Raw genomic sequence first — 15,523 nt, 5'->3', positions numbered from 1 at the left:
TGTAATTTAGTTGTTTATAGTATGGAAATAGTACATGATGCGGAGAATCGTACTGTTAAGACGGTTGTGGACGGATATGTGGCTTATGTCACCTATGTGATAGAAAATGGAAAATTGGATGTTCGACATACAATAGTTCCTTCGGAGATCGGAGGAAGGGGAATAGCTGCTGCTTTGGTCAAATTTATTTATGATTATGCCTTGGAACATGATTTGCAGCCAATTGCAACCTGTTCCTATGCTGTTGTTTGGTTACAAAGGCATCCGGAATATAATGGTAAAGCCGGAAAAGATTATGCCGGAGCCGGTAGTTGTCCTGTCAGTTGATGGATGCTCTATGTTTTTAGATTCATGGGCCTTTATGAAAAGGGAAGAAAATGGGTGTTAATTCGGGATTTTATGAACATATGTTCATAAAAAGAATTATCTTTGTTCCAAAATAGAGTTATGCCAAGACCGAAGCGAAGTCGAATGATGAAAAATCCTCCTTTAATGGAAGGTTTTAAACCTTTTGGATTGCCCATGACGGATTTGGATCCGGAGATTTTACTATTTGAGGAATATGAGGCTATCCGATTAAGCGATTATGAACTTTTGACACAGGAGCAAGCGGCATTGCAAATGGGTGTATCCCGGCCTACTTATACGCGTATATACGAGAAGGCCAGACGGACGATAGCGACTGCTTTGGTAGAGGGAAAAGCTATTTTTATCGAAGGGGGAGATTATCATACCGATTATTATTGGTACCGATGTGATTCTTGTCGGAAGGTTATGGTAGAAAAAGAGCCTGTGACTTGTTGTCGTTTCTGTCGGTCGGATAAGTTACGAGTGTTAAATAAGCAGGAGGTCTCTTTGTGTAACGATGTTTATTGTATTTGTATGCATTGTGGAACAAAAATTCCTCATGAAAAGGGGCAGCCTTGTCGGGAGACGGAATGTCCTTCTTGTGGCAGGAAAATGATGCGGGAGAACGGGTATCATCATAAACTTATTTTAAAAATAGAAAAAGAAAAAAATCATGAAAATTGCGATTCCAACGAGAGCCCATGTGGTGGATGACCATTTTGGACATTGTGAGTATTACACCATTTTTACGGTGAATGAAGAGAAGATTATTACGGAGACGGAAACTCTTGCTGCTCCGCAAGGATGCGGTTGTAAATCGAATATTGCTTCCGTGTTAAAAGAGCAGGGAGTAACCGTGATGTTAGCAGGCAGTATGGGAGACGGAGCTTTAAAAGTGTTGAATAATCAAGGAATTAAAGTTTTCCGCGGTTGTAAAGGTGATGTACGCACCTTGGTCGAGTCTTATTTAAAAGGTTTTGTACTTGATTCCGGAATAGGATGTCATCATCACGAGGGAGAAGAACACAAATGTAGTCTGTGATTTGGTACTTCTGTGTTTGATCTTTTAATCCCGGAATTTTTTAATATTTTCGGGATTTATTTTGACTAATAGCTTGTGATATGTGCTTATTTATAAATTTTATTAGGAAACCTATGATATCTTTTTTAATTTTGAATATATAATTTCGGTTCGATTGTGTGTATGAAACAAGGTTGGGTCTATAGTTCGTTTTGTCTCTTTTTTTGCTTTCTTCTTTTAGAAGGGGGTGTAAACGGATATGATTCCGGCCTTAAGACCGGAACGGAAAAATCGGTATGGTATGAAACCACGGGAGCGATTTTGAGTCATACGATTTCGGGCATACTGCGGGGGATACATATCAAGGGCATTGAGTTTGAAGAACAAAGTGATTCAAACTTTTCTTTTTTTAGAAGCGGAATAGCTGTCGATATTGGAAGACAAACAAAAAAATCCGTTACGGCTAAATTTCTTCTTTATCTCTCGGTACGTAGTCAACGACACAGTTACCTGCTTCTTTTACGAAAATTAATTATTTAGTTTATGCTTATCGCGTGATTATTTTTGATAAAACAGGAATAATGCGGTGGTATTTGTTGTGGTACTAAATAATAAAAACGTAAAAAGAATGGAAGGATATAAATTCATAAAAGATCAGATTGCGTCTCTTACCCGAGGAAAGGTCGTAAAAAAAAATGGGGAGTATGTGATACCTCTGTTATTAATTGTTATCGGGATCGTGGCGTTAATTGCCATTCATTATTTATCTCAAAGAATGCAACGTTCCCCTTTTTTAGTGTTTGCCTCCGTACTTGCTTTTAGTGTGGTATGTGGAGGAGTATTTATTTTTGTGCAAACCAAGGCCAAATATGTTTATACCGTGTCAAAAGGTGAGTTCCTAATAAAGAAAATAGTGCTTATTCAGGAAGGAAAAGAACAGTATTTCAGATGGTTGAAAGAGAGGAACTTTCATAAGCTTTTAGGGTATGAAGCAAAGGAAAGTAGTGATGTCTTTTTAGAGATTTGGGTGGATCAGCCTTTGACTATCGCTTTTGTGCAATTGATGATTGAACGTAATCGTATTCCCTTTCCGATATCTGAAGTATACCAACTTTCTAAATCGGAAATGACCGAAAATTGTGAGTTGTTTTACAGATGATGTGATTTCAACCAGCCATCAAAATAGGTTGATGACTGGTTGAATCAATGAGGTTATTCGGATAATGGAGGGGTGTTCAGTTTTACCAATATTTTATCGATCCGGGCCCCGTCCATATCCACGATTTCCATATCGAAACATAACCAGGATAGTTGTTCTCCTGTTTTAGGTACATGTTCCAGAATTTTTAATATTAGACCGCTTACCGTATTGTAATAATGATCGGGGTATAACTCTTCCATGTCAAAATAAGCCAGAAAATCATAGAAGGAACATTGACCGTCTATCAGATATGAACCATCGTTCCGGCGAACAATGTCCGGTTCTTCTCCTATTTCCGGTACATCCCCGATAAGAGCTTTTAGGATATCTTTCAAGGTGAAAATACCTTCTATACTTCCGAATTCATCCGTGACCAGTCCATATTTAAGATGTTCGGTTTTCAAATGTTCCAATGCATTGTAAACACTTTGATTCTTAGGAAAGTATTGAGCCGGACGGACAATTTTTTCTAAATTGAAATCCGGCAAATCAATTTTTCCGAACAGGTCTTTCAGGTAAACGACACCGATGATGTTGTCTAATTTTGAATCGGCTACGGGGTAGATATTATAAAGATGCTTATTTACGATATTCCGGATTTGGTCGTTGGATTCGGTGATATCCAGCCAGACCAGATCACTACGGTGGGTCATGATGGAACCGATGTTACGGTCTCCCAGATTGAAAACCCGTTCCACGATGTCTTGTTCCACTTCCTGGACTTCCCCGTCGTCTTTTCCTTCTTGAATAATAGCTTTTATCTCTTCTTCTGTTACTTTTCCGTCCTTGGATTCTTTAAGTCCCAGTATTTTCGTTACCAATAAAGTACTGGCGGATAGCAACCATACGAATGGAGAGGCTATTTTGGAGAGAAAAGTCATGACGGGCGCCACGATTTTAGCTACTTTTTCTGCCGCATTCATACCGATGCGTTTGGGAACTAATTCTCCTAATATTAAAGTAAGGTAGGTTACTATGACCACAATGATTCCTTTGGAGACGGCCAAGGCATGCGTGTCGAGAGGTGTTATCCGGGAGAGGAATAAAGCAAAGTCGTTGGCTAATGTTTCCCCCGAGTAAAGACCGGTAAGGATTCCGATCAAGGTGATACCGATTTGGATCGTAGATAAAAAACGGTTCGGTTCCTGGGCTAATTTTAAAGCTGTTTTTGCCGATTTGTTACCTTGTTTCGCTTCCGTTTCCAAACGGGATTTTCGTGCGGATACCATTGCGATCTCGGACATTGCCAATATGCCGTTCAACAATATCAAGACTAATATGATGATGATTTCCATTTTAGTTATACTATTAAAGAATAAGTTTTAATCTTGTTACAGGGATGTATTCCATATTTTGAAATAACGTATGATTCATGTATTATATAAATTTATTCTAATGCGATGTTTTTTCTTTTATTCGTTTTAAAGCTCTGAATAGTTCGCCGACCCATAGAACGAAAGAGGTTGAAAGTGTAATCCACATCCATTCGCTCCAGCTTAGGGGAACGGTTCTAAACACATTTCCACCCCAATTGACAACTAATATTTGTCCGATAACGATAGCCAGTCCTACAATCAGAAAACCCTCGCTCTTAAGTAATCCTTTAAAGGCGGAGTCGTTTGTTCCAAAGGTTTTGGCGTTGAACATATTCCAGAACTGAAGCATTACGAATACCGTAAAGAATAGGGTCAGATTTCGCAGACCTTCTGGGGTATTGGCATCTATACCTCCGGCGTAGTTCGACAAGAAATACAAAAGTCCCAATAGGATGAGGACAAATATGAAGCCTGTTCCTAAAATTAACGTTCTCATTTGAGGAACGATAATAAAGGCGTTCGAATCTCTCGGTTTTCTTTTCATCACTTCGGGATTAGGAGGAAGTGAGGCCAAGGCTCCTGCCGCAAACGTGTCCATGATCAGGTTTACCCATAGCATTTGGGTAACGGTGAGCGGTAATTCGGAACCGAATAAAGACCCGAGTAATACGATGATCAGGGCTGCCACGTTAATGGTTAATTGAAAAAGGATGAAACGTTGTATATTTTGATACACGGAACGTCCCCACATAACAGCTGTTGCAATGCTACTGAACGAGTCGTCCAACAGCGTGATGTCGCTGGCCTCTTTGGCAACGGAGGTGCCGCTACCCATGGAGAGGCCTACGTGAGCATGGTTTAAGGCGGGTGCATCGTTTGTCCCGTCTCCGGTAACAGCCACGACTGCCCCTTTTTGTTGTAATAACTGTACCAGACGTTGCTTATCTGTAGGACGTGCGCGAGACATGATTTTTAAATCCAAAACTCGTTCCAACGCTTCTTTATCGGATAGTTGGGCAAATTCGGCTCCGGTCAGGTGATTCCGTTCGTTATCTTGATTCGTCCATAAACCGATTTGCGAACCGATTTCTTTTGCCGTACCGGGAGTGTCTCCCGTCACCATTTTTACTTTGATACCGGCTTCGGAGCAACGTTTTATAGCTTCGGGTACCTCTTTTCGTATAGGATCCGATATGGCAGCAATGCCTAAAAAAGTTAATTCCGTATGGTACAGACGTCCTTCGTGGAAATGGGACTCGTTATCCTCGATGATTTGATAAGCGAAACCTAATGTACGCATCGCCTGTTTTTGGTAATCGGATAATTGTGAATCTACTGTCGTTTGGAAATCTACCGCTGATTTTAGACCGTTCGTTGTTTGTACGTTTTTACAATGAGAATAAACAATTTCCGGAGCTCCTTTTACATATAATACTCGTTTCCCGATCAAGGGGGATTCCACGAGAGTTGCCATGTATTTACGTTCAGTCGAAAAGGTTAATTGGTCAATAACATGGACATTTTCTCTTAGTGTAGAGTAGTCGATATGTTGTTGATTTAACCAGAGTAAAAGAGCCGCTTCGGTAGGATTCCCCAACGTTTTTATTTTTCCGGGCTCGGATAAATCAAGAAAAGCCGTCGTGTTGGCGGCAATGCCTTCGGAAATGAGTCTGGTTATTTCGTTATCGCCGGTCTTTTGTTTTTCCAAACCGTAAAAGTTAGTTTGGTAAACAGTCATTTGGTTTTGGGTTAACGTACCTGTTTTATCCGTACAGATAACCGTGGTTGCTCCCATGGTTTCACAAGCATGCATTTTTCTTACCAGGTTATTGGATTTTAGCATTTTTCGCATACTCAATGCCAGACTGAGGGTTACGCTCATCGGTAGACCTTCCGGAACGGTTACGACAATCAGCGTTACGGAAGCCATAAAGGCCGAAAGTATTTTTTTGCCTACGGCCAGAGATACCCACGCGTGTGGATCCCAGGGTTTTACCCCGAACAATAATCCTATACCCAACATGATAGCCAAAGCAACCAAAGCGTATAGTATCCATCGTCCCCAACTTCCTTGCTCGATGGCTGCGGGAATCTCTTTTTTTATCCCTCGTAATTCGTATACGTCGTATATGACAGGTATCCACACTTTAGCTAACATAATGATAGCCATAATAATAACAGCTCCGATCAGGCCCAATTGTCCTAAAGATGGGGCTGGAAATGCCGGGTTGAAGAAAAGTCCTTTTATGAAAAGAATAGTAAAGGTGACAATGGCGCCACAAAACCCCACAATACCGATAAATTTTGCCAATACCTCCAATTGTTTGTCCAAAGGAGTCTGCTCTTCGCTTTTTTCTGTCGATTTTTCGGCAACTTTACCGAATTCCGTCAGGTCTCCTACGGCAGTTACTTCCATAATACCGTGTCCGTCAGATACCGTAGTGCCACGCATAACATGATCGCTGGGATAGGTGGCTTCCCAATCGAATTCTTCTTCTATAACACTCTTAGCTGTGACTGGTTCTCCAGTAAGACTGGATTCGTTTACTTGCAAGGAAATGGCCTCCAGTAAAATTCCGTCCGCGGGAATTTCTTCTCCTTGTTCCAGAATAACGATATCTCCCACGACAATCTCTTTTTTAGGAACTTCCCGAACATTTTTATTCCGGATGACTTTGACCAATGTATCATCGTTTATCTGATTCAGAACATCGAATTTTTTGTTGGCATCCCAAACGAACCAAGTCGCCACTCCCGTTGCCAGTAATACGGCAGCGGCAATGCCGATCGTCTCTGCAATTTCGATAACATCTTCCGATAGATACATGGCTATGGCAATGCCTCCGGACAGAAAAACGGCTATTAATAAAATTCGAATGACAGGATCTTTAAAATTGTCAATGAATATTTGCCACAAGGATTCCCGTTTGGGGGGTGTCAGTATGTTTGCTCCGTATTTCCGGCGACTTTCTGTTACCTGTTCGGTGGTTAAGCCTATATAATGTTTTTTTGATTCCATACTATTTGTTCATTTTTTTGTTACGAATACCGCGTATAATTAAAAATCCTAAAAAGACGATTCCTATAATTAGAGTTATTATACTTAATTCGATGAAATAGTGTTGTAACAGCTCCTGTTGTGAGTATAAAAAATAACCTGCCAAGGCAAGGAGCGTGTTCCATACACAACTTCCGAGAAAAGTGTAAATGATGAAACTTTTTAAAGGCATTTTGACAAGACCTGCCGGAATAGAAATAAAACTTCTGACTCCAGGAGTCAAACGCCCTATAAATGTTGAACTTTTACCGTATTTGAGAAAATATAGTTCTGATTTTTCTATTTTTTCTTTTGAAATCATGCACCATTTACCGTATTTGGTAGATGCAAAGGTATAAATAAAATTTCGACCTAAGGTATAGGCAAGAAGGTAATTCAATAGAGCACCTAAAACGGCTCCCATGCTTCCCGTTAAAATAATGCCGATCAGATTCAATTCTCCGTTTGCGGCTTTCCAGGCTGCAGGAGGAATAATTAATTCGGCGGGAAACGGGAGAATGGAGCTTTCGATAGTCATACATATAATAATGCTCCAATAGCTTATATTTTGAAGATACCAATCAAGAATGGTCTGAAGTCCATCTATCATAAATCATTTATTTCATTCATTACTCATGTTAAAAATCGCTCGTAAAAGGAGTGATTTCTTGTCATACGATGAGTTTCTTCAGCGAATAAATATAAAATCCGTTTATATGACGAGATGTGAGCACGTGAATATAATTTTCTCTTTTGAACGAGAGACGTTCCAGAAAAGAAAAAATTTTGGATTGGATGATAATTTCCCGGTTTATTGATTTTAGACAAGAGGTTTTATGCCAACTGACTCTTCGGTTTGTAGAACTTTTTAAACCTGCTTTTGCCATGATACCGTATTGTTCCGAATACGGGTGGAAGGTGGCGGATTCTGAATCCGACGAGGAGAGTTGTTCCAGATCGAACAATTCATTCATTCTGTCTTTAGAACAGTCAGAAGAGTCCGAAAAAGTATCGGTTACTAAAAAGGATAGAATAATAATTAGGTATAAAAATATAAATTTTCCCATTGCTCTCGTAAAATTCCAGTTTCAAAAGTAATATATTATTTCGGATTGCTAAATAGCTTTTTATTTTATCAAATGAACTTTATGTTAATTTTAATTTTTTTGTTTATTAAGAGAGAGGATGTCAATTGTGAAATATAGCTCGAATGATTTTTGAAAATAAAATATAGGGAATGGGGTAATTTATCCATACCTTTGTAGAAGGTAAACGTAATTGTCCATTCATGTAATAAAGGATTTATTATGACAGTAAAATTAATACTAAGTTGTATTGTCGCTCTTTTGGCTTTAGTCAATCCCGTCCAGAAAGTTTTGATCGTGACGACTCTTCAAGAACGGTTTTCTCCTAAAGAATTACGATATATCTCCATCAAATCGACGATTACGGCGGCTATAATCTTGATTTTCTTCCTGTTTTTGGGGGAGATAACGTTTAGTTATGTGTTTCGGGTAGAGTTATACTCTTTTCAGATTACCTGTGGTGCCGTGTTGATGTATAACGGCTTGTCCGGTCTCTTAAAGGGATTTTTCCTGAAAGTCGATGAAAATATAAAAATTGCCGATCTAACGACGGTCCCAATTGCTATTCCCATGATTGCCGGCCCGGCTACGATTACGGCTGCTGTAACCTTTCCCGTACAATATGGTCGGGAGATTACCATTATAGCCATTCTTCTTGCTTTGGGAGTAAATCTCTTTTTTATGCTGGAAGCTCGACGGATCGGGAATTTTTTGATAAAATATAATTTTATGAATCCCTTGATCCGGATCATTGGTTTGATTGTGGCAACCATCGGTCTGCAAATGATTTTTGATGGCATTACTCTTTTTATCAAAAGTTTGGCCGGTTGATCATTGAATTATGAGTTTGCAACAGTAGAAACAGCTGTAGACTATAATAAACGTGGTACGCTATTTTTTTACAGCCGAGATAATTAGCATCATCGGTCTGCGGAGTTCATTCTCCATTCCCGGAATCACCCCGATAAATTTGGGGTCGGGTTTCGGTTCTATGATTTCTTTGATTTCAAATCCGGATTGCAATAAACCATTGATGTAAGTGGTTAACGTTTTATGAAATTTCGTCACTTCTTCCCCCAAAAAAGTTGCTTTTCTCCGGCTCTCCGTAAAATAGTTGTCCACAGGCCAATGTAACAGGTTCCCTTTTTCATCGTAATACCAGTCTTGACTGCCGTAGGCCGTGAAAACAGGATGTTCCACCGAAAAGACAAAAGCTCCTTTCGGCCTGAGGCAACGATTTACTTTTTTACATATGTCTTCGAACGATTCTAAGTAGTGGAATGCCAATGAGCTGATTACAACATCAAAATTATCATGGGGAAAATCATAATCTTCAATAGCCATACATTGATAGTCGATTTGGGGAGCTGTATTCCTTTTTGCTGCTTCTTCCAGCATTTTTTTTGATATATCTATTCCTAAAGCATAGGTAGCTCCGTGTTCTATGGCATATTGACAATGCCAACCGAATCCGCAGCCTAAATCCAATACTCTTTTATTTCTAAAGTCCGGTAACATTTGACATAAGACATGCCACTCTCCGGCTCCTTGCAAGCCTTCGACGGAACGGGACATCCGACTGTATTGGCTAAAGAATTTTTCATCATCGTATTTATTCTCTTTCATATACTTTTAATTATTTGATAAAGTAAATCACTTTTGTCGTGTTGTGAAAAGATATGCTAAAATCGTACTTCCTCAGAAAGGAAGCAAACCGAAAATTTGTAAGAAAAGAAATTATTTTCGACGTTTTTGTCTCATGGGTTTATTGGTATTATCAAGACAAAAATAGTGATTTTTTTCATTCGAAAAAATGAAATCATTTGAAGCGTATTTCTTTTTTGAGAGAGAGATGGACTTATTATTATACTAAAATATATGTATGCTGGTAATTATTATTCCAAAATAATATAAATATTGGCTTAATTATTTGCAAGCAAACTATTGATTACTTATTTTTACATTCATTGATGAGTAAGGTTTGTCTCGTTTTATTACTTGTTCCAGATTCGGAATACAAGTTTTAGAATGTTGATAATAAGGGAAGTATATATACTTGGATAAGTTATTTTTTATTTCAAGTGATATATTCTTCCGGCCGAGTCAAGAGGAGAGTGTGCCCGATATGTATTGAGATCGCTTTTCTCGGAATAAAAAAATTATGAATAGAAGTAAATGTATAATTAAAAATAAAGGTGTTATGAGCAAGCAAATCATTATGGTGTTGGTGAATAAAAATTGGGAAATGGAACCGGTATTGAGTGCATTGACAAACCCTAAGCTACGCCCCGTCACTCTCCCTTTTCCCGAGTATATCGATACTCCCAAGGATGGTAATAATAAGATGGATACCCCTCGGGCTATTTTTCGTTTGTCATCCGATAAACAAAATTGTACCGAAATTTCCATCTGGTGTATTGAGGATCTGATGTCACCAGAGGTGAATAGTTCCAGTTCGGAGGAAAAATATCGGATTTTACCGTCTGTTATTGCCAAGTGTAATCCCCAATTGGTAATTAGCGTGAGTACAGCCAATTATCCGGTAGAGGAAGGGTCGAGATTTTCGGCAAACGGATCGGTATATTTGGGAACGAACTTTTTTATCCATAACGGTCACCCGGATAATCCGGAAAGTAATTTGCAAACTCCTTACGAGGGACAATTACTTACCGGACACATAAGTTCTGCTTTGCTCGATACCATCAACCGGGAGTGCGCACCGGCTGCCGTAAGGAAGTTTATCACACCTTCCAATACGCCGGCGACCTGGGGATTTACCTGTGAAATACTGCCCGGATTCTCGGCTGTAAGCTCTATTAATATTACAGACTACCGGGAATACGACAGTCAGGATAAGGTAGCTAAACAACATTTTGAGTCGGTTGCTCCGTTAGGCTACGAGTTGAAATCTATTGAAACGACCCATGGAGTAGTCAGGGTTTCTACGGATTGTCCGGTTATTTTTCTTTCGCCTATAACCGATCGTCTGGGACACTTCGATGAAGATGTGAGCGATACTCAGAATTATGTGGCTGCGTTCAACGGTGGTTTGGTATTGGGAGAAATTTTTTGTGCATTGAATCGTTTCAATGGATCATTTTGATAAATAGATGGTTGTCTTGTTTTTCTGGATATGATTTGAGGGATAAGGTATATTTCTGTTTTGACGTTATATTTAATTTCGAGTGGATTTGAAATGTAATGCTTCATTTACGGCATAAGAGAAAAAAGAATAGTTTTTGATGTTTTTTCCCAAAGAAGTTCCGCGAATGAGGTTGGAATACGATGCCGTATACCGGGGCCTTATTTCATCTTCTAATGTATCTACGCCGGCAGTTTGACCTGGGGCGAAGCAAACAATAGTTCCTTCTTGGTAATCGTAGTATTTACGACCGTATTTAATATCACAGCTTTTGGTTTGTTTCAGGAAAAGTGCATATAGTCCGTAATTTATTTGAATATGATTTACCGTTTTGGTGGCTTTCGTGAGATCAACGATGCTTACTAATGGATGTAAGTTCTCGAGTCCGTATAAATTGTTGTATTGGTCTATATTTTCTAATTTTATCCATAAGCGTAAGTATTTGAACAATAGCAAAAGTATAATATAAAAATCACTTTTGCTTTATGTGGAGACAAATCTGTAATAATGGTAATATTACCCGTAATTCGTCTACAAGTTTTTCACTACAACAGGAGTATTTTTGTCATATGAAAATAATAAATTTAAATACATAAAGTAATTATGAGTAGTTTTAGAATTTATATTCCGACCCGTACTTTGTTCGGTGCTGGTATGGTGAAAGAACTTCACAATCAACAATTACCTGGAAAAAAAGCGATGGTTGTTATTTCCAACGGACGTTCTACCAAAGATAACGGTTACCTGAGCACCGTTGAGGCAGAATTGAAACAAGCCGGAATTGAAACGGTACTTTTCGACCGGGTGGAAGCTAATCCGTTGAAATCGACCGTAATGGCCGGTGCGGTTTTTGCTAAGGATAACGGTTGTGATTTTGTGGTCGCTTTGGGGGGAGGAAGCGTTATGGATGCCTCCAAGGCTATGGCGTTTATGGCAACCAATCCTGGCGACGTATGGGACTATATCTGTGGTGGAACCGGAAAAGGGCAAAAGATGCAGAACAAGCCATTGCCATTAGTTTGTATTACGACTACAGCCGGAACGGGTTCGGAGGCTGACCAATGGGGGGTTATCACCAACGATGAAACCAATGAAAAGATCGGTTTCGGAGGTTATGACGAGTTGTTTCCCGTGCTGTCGATTGTCGACCCCGAACTGATGAAATCCGTTCCGCCCGAGTTTACCGCTTACCAGGGTTTCGATGCGCTATTTCATTCTACGGAATGCTATATCTCCAGAACCGCCAGTTTGATGAGTGATATGTACGCGTTAACCGCCATTGAGAATGTGGCGAAATATCTGCCTCTTGCCGTTGCCGACGGGAATGATATGGAGGCCCGGGAAAGGGTTGCATTTGGTAATAACTTGTCCGGTGCGGTGATGACTTTTTGCAGTACTACTGCCGAACACTCCCTGGAACATGCTATGAGTGCCTATCACCAGAATTTGCCGCACGGTGCCGGATTGATTATGATTTCGAAGGCATTCTATGAATTTTTTATTGAAAAACACGCTTGTGATGAACGTTTTGTGAAGATGGCACAAGTGATGGGTATGCCCGAAGCCGATAAGCCGGAAGACTTTATTACGATGCTGGTGAGGTTGCAGAAAGCTTGTGGTGTAGCCGATCTGAAGATGAGCGATTATGGTTTTACGCCCGATGAGTTTGATATGCTTGCCACCAATGCAAAAGAGACGATGGGAGGATTATTTTTAGCCAACCCTTACGAATTGGGGCATGAAGATTGTGTGGAAATTTTCCGTAAATCGTATCGTTAATTGTGTCGAGTTCGTAAATAGTTGAACTCTTAAGAAATAAATACGTCACGTTTGTCCGGTTCCGGCTGATTACTTATCCTGTTAAGGACAATATTAATCGGCCGGAAATATAAAACTCATTTCTCGCTGGAAAGAGATACAAACGTTTTTTATAGTTAATACTTTTGTATCTTGTTTTTTAATAGTTGATTAACTGACTATTGGGAATAGAAATGGTACAGATTCGGAAGCGTGTCAAACGTTTGGGGCTGCCGTGTTTTCCATCGTTTCAAATAACCCTGTTGTGAAAATAATAATTTTTTATTTGCAACATGTTTTCTGCTAAACAAAATATTTCCTACTTTTACGGCATGTTTAAAACTTTATATAAATCGGATTTGGTGTTGTAAACAATCTGCACATCCTGTACAGATTGTTCTTTCGTTTGCTCTCGGATAGCCTTTTCGAGAGTTATTTCTATTGTAATAATTTCAGTTTTTAATCTGCGTACAGTGACGAAAGCATTGTTGTGTTTTTGCGTGTATGCTACATACATACAGATAATGAGTAACGAAAATAAAACAATTCACGAATTCGACTTTAATTTAATTTGCGACTATTTTTCAAATACAGAAAGACAAGGCCCCGGAAGTCCTGAAGTAACCCTTAGGGCATTGAGCTTTATAGATAACCTTACCGACAAATCCCTCGTTGCTGATATCGGTTGCGGTACAGGAGGACAGACCATGACACTTGCCGGGCATATCCTGGGAAAAATTACCGGGTTAGACTTGTTCTCCGATTTTATCCGTATCTTCAATCGTAATGTCGAGCGGTTAGGTTTGCAAAACAGAGTGAAAGGAATTGTCGGCTCTATGGACTCTCTTCCTTTTGAAAAAGAAGAATTAGACCTGATCTGGTCGGAAGGAGCAATTTATCATATCGGTTTTGAACGGGGATTGAACGAGTGGCGTGAATTTTTGAAAACAGGAGGATATGTTGCCGTTTCAGAAGCATCATGGTTCACCGAAAAACGTCCGGCAGAAATCAACGATTTCTGGATGGAAATTTATCCGGAAATAGATACGATTCCCCGTAAAGTAACTCAGATACAGAAAGCCGGGTATACTCCCGTTGCAACCTTTGTTTTGCCGGAAGATTGCTGGACGGAGCATTATTATATTCCGCAGATTTTTGCCCGGGAAATATTTTTAAAAAAACATGCCGGGAATAAGGCAGCTGAGAAGTTCGTTGCTTTTGAACGCTATGAAGAGGAGTTATACAACAAGTATAAGGAGTTTTATGGTTATGTATTTTATATTGCAAAAAAGATAGAACTATGATTGACTTGAACACTTATGGTTGGAACGATAAATTGAACCGGCTAAAACAGGAATCAATGTATGGAACCCTTACCCATGGCCGTGTATCCGTTGTACACCGGACATGCTATGAAGTTGTGTCCCAAAACGGAGTATTTCAGTGTGAACTGGCGGGAAACATGATGTACGGAAAATCAGATTTTGAATTACCTTGTACGGGCGACTGGGTAATTTTTCAACCATTCGACGAAAACAAAGGAATCATGGTTGATAGGTTGCCCCGTGAACGGGTATTGTATCGCAAGAAAAGCGGGACGATGGCCGATAAACAAACCATTGCTTCGTATGTGGATAAGGCATTTATAGTGCAAAGTCTTGATGATAATTTCAATGTTCGCAGAGCCGAGCGTTTCATTGCTCAGGTATTGGAAGAAAATATCAATCCCGTGTTGGTGCTTAATAAAGCCGATTTAGGTTTTGACAGGCAGAAAACGGAAGAACAAATGAAACACTTAACTTGTCGTATACCCGTATTTTTTACGAGTATTCATCAACCCCAAACCGTACTTCGATTGAGGGAATCTATATCGGAAGGAGAAACGGTGGTATTTGTCGGTTCTTCGGGTGTTGGGAAAAGTTCTCTGGTTAATGCTCTTTGCGGAAAATCGGTATTGTTCACGTCCGATATAAGCCTCTCCACGGGAAAAGGGCGGCACACTTCGACCCGTCGGGAGATGGTATTGCTGGACGGTTCGGGGATTTTAATAGATACTCCGGGAGTTCGGGAATTTGGATTGGCTATTGGCGATCCCGATTCATTTGCGGAAATACTGGAAATTTCCGACTATGCGAAATCGTGTCGTTTCAGAGATTGCGAGCATATCAACGAACCCGGCTGTGCCGTTTTAGAAGCGGTCAACTGCGGTGCATTAAACTCCAAAGTTTACGAGAGCTATCTGAAACTTCGGCGGGAAGCGTGGCATTTTTCTGCTTCTGAACATGAAAAACGTAAAAGGGATAAATCCTTTTCAAAACTTGTGGATGAAGTGAAGAGGCGTAAAGCGAATCTCTAATTTCCATTTAAACAATGCAGGTATTCGGGTAAGATACCTGCATTGTTATTTTAATTAAAGTTCAATTTATCAGGTGGTTGTCATTCTTATGATTCCAATACAAAAGGAGATAGATTGTAAATTATAGATTTTAGATTGTAAATTAAGAAAATCTATATCCCGTTATTTATAAAAGTCAATCTCTGAATCACTAAATAAGAAAGCCCTGAAAGATTCGATT

Annotated in this window: 14 protein-coding genes and 1 pseudogene; 9 read left to right on the top strand and 6 right to left on the bottom strand. The window is 39.6% G+C overall.

Annotation, left to right across the window (positions count from 1 at the left end; genetic code table 11):
• Positions 1-21 precede the first annotated feature (21 nt).
• From QZR76_RS05790 to QZR76_RS05775, 4 genes are all read left to right on the top strand, one after another.
• The gene (locus QZR76_RS05790; protein WP_294141249.1) at positions 22-327 is read left to right on the top strand and encodes a GNAT family N-acetyltransferase; all 306 of its coding nucleotides are present in this window, start codon (positions 22-24) and stop codon (positions 325-327) included.
• A 120-nt stretch (positions 328-447) separates the two neighbouring features.
• On the top strand, positions 448-1,062 hold the full coding sequence (locus QZR76_RS05785; RefSeq protein ID WP_294141247.1) for a DUF134 domain-containing protein: 615 nt from the start codon (positions 448-450) through the stop codon (positions 1,060-1,062).
• Entirely contained in the window at positions 1,022-1,390 is a 369-nt protein-coding gene (locus QZR76_RS05780; protein WP_294141244.1) for a NifB/NifX family molybdenum-iron cluster-binding protein, read from the top strand. The genes QZR76_RS05785 and QZR76_RS05780 overlap by 41 nt, the downstream gene beginning before the upstream one ends.
• Before the next feature lie 607 nt (positions 1,391-1,997).
• Positions 1,998-2,528, top strand: a complete 531-nt coding sequence (locus QZR76_RS05775; protein ID WP_294141241.1) for a hypothetical protein — start codon at positions 1,998-2,000, stop codon at positions 2,526-2,528.
• Between the two features lie 53 nt (positions 2,529-2,581).
• Here the strand turns inward: QZR76_RS05775 and QZR76_RS05770 are convergent, their stop codons facing one another.
• The 4 genes from QZR76_RS05770 to QZR76_RS05755 all read right to left on the bottom strand — a co-directional run bounded on the left by QZR76_RS05770 (position 2,582) and on the right by QZR76_RS05755 (position 7,990).
• On the bottom strand, positions 2,582-3,865 hold the full coding sequence (locus QZR76_RS05770; RefSeq protein WP_294141239.1) for a hemolysin family protein: 1,284 nt from the start codon (positions 3,863-3,865) through the stop codon (positions 2,582-2,584).
• A 97-nt stretch (positions 3,866-3,962) separates the two neighbouring features.
• Positions 3,963-6,905, bottom strand: a complete 2,943-nt coding sequence (locus QZR76_RS05765) for a calcium-translocating P-type ATPase, PMCA-type (RefSeq protein ID WP_294141235.1) — start codon at positions 6,903-6,905, stop codon at positions 3,963-3,965.
• Position 6,906: 1 nt separating this feature from the next.
• The gene (locus QZR76_RS05760; RefSeq protein ID WP_294141233.1) at positions 6,907-7,533 is read right to left on the bottom strand and encodes a DedA family protein; all 627 of its coding nucleotides are present in this window, start codon (positions 7,531-7,533) and stop codon (positions 6,907-6,909) included.
• 61 nt (positions 7,534-7,594) lie between these two features.
• The gene (locus tag QZR76_RS05755; protein WP_294141232.1) at positions 7,595-7,990 is read right to left on the bottom strand and encodes a hypothetical protein; all 396 of its coding nucleotides are present in this window, start codon (positions 7,988-7,990) and stop codon (positions 7,595-7,597) included.
• Positions 7,991-8,230: 240 nt separating this feature from the next.
• On the opposite strand from QZR76_RS05755, the gene QZR76_RS05750 reads away from it, so the two are divergent.
• On the top strand, positions 8,231-8,839 hold the full coding sequence (locus QZR76_RS05750) for a MarC family protein (protein WP_294141230.1): 609 nt from the start codon (positions 8,231-8,233) through the stop codon (positions 8,837-8,839).
• A 60-nt stretch (positions 8,840-8,899) separates the two neighbouring features.
• Here QZR76_RS05750 and QZR76_RS05745 read toward each other — a convergent pair whose 3' ends face one another.
• On the bottom strand, positions 8,900-9,634 hold the full coding sequence (locus QZR76_RS05745) for a class I SAM-dependent methyltransferase (protein ID WP_294141227.1): 735 nt from the start codon (positions 9,632-9,634) through the stop codon (positions 8,900-8,902).
• 574 nt (positions 9,635-10,208) lie between these two features.
• On the opposite strand from QZR76_RS05745, the gene QZR76_RS05740 reads away from it, so the two are divergent.
• On the top strand, positions 10,209-11,111 hold the full coding sequence (locus QZR76_RS05740; protein ID WP_294141225.1) for a hypothetical protein: 903 nt from the start codon (positions 10,209-10,211) through the stop codon (positions 11,109-11,111).
• A gap of 93 nt (positions 11,112-11,204) precedes the next feature.
• Here the strand turns inward: QZR76_RS05740 and QZR76_RS05735 are convergent.
• Positions 11,205-11,600 (bottom strand): annotated as a pseudogene (locus tag QZR76_RS05735) (AraC family transcriptional regulator); the annotation flags it as partial.
• 153 nt (positions 11,601-11,753) lie between these two features.
• Here QZR76_RS05735 and QZR76_RS05730 point away from each other — a divergent pair.
• The 3 genes from QZR76_RS05730 (at position 11,754) to rsgA (ending at position 15,303) form a co-directional block, all read left to right on the top strand.
• Positions 11,754-12,929: an iron-containing alcohol dehydrogenase gene (locus QZR76_RS05730; protein ID WP_294141223.1), complete on the top strand. Its 1,176-nt coding sequence runs from the start codon at positions 11,754-11,756 to the stop codon at positions 12,927-12,929.
• Positions 12,930-13,471: 542 nt separating this feature from the next.
• Positions 13,472-14,251, top strand: coding sequence for a class I SAM-dependent methyltransferase (locus tag QZR76_RS05725; protein WP_294141220.1), 780 nt, complete (start codon positions 13,472-13,474; stop codon positions 14,249-14,251).
• Positions 14,248-15,303, top strand: coding sequence for a ribosome small subunit-dependent GTPase A (rsgA, locus tag QZR76_RS05720; RefSeq protein WP_294141218.1), 1,056 nt, complete (start codon positions 14,248-14,250; stop codon positions 15,301-15,303). Before QZR76_RS05725 ends, rsgA begins: the two co-directional genes overlap by 4 nt.
• Positions 15,304-15,523: the final 220 nt, after the last annotated feature.

It is taken from the genome of uncultured Sanguibacteroides sp. (assembly GCF_900543425.1).
GTDB lineage: Bacteria > Bacteroidota > Bacteroidia > Bacteroidales > Marinifilaceae > Gabonibacter.
The sequence above is the reverse complement of the archived record's forward strand: the minus strand, read 5'-3'. Positions and strand labels throughout refer to the sequence as shown.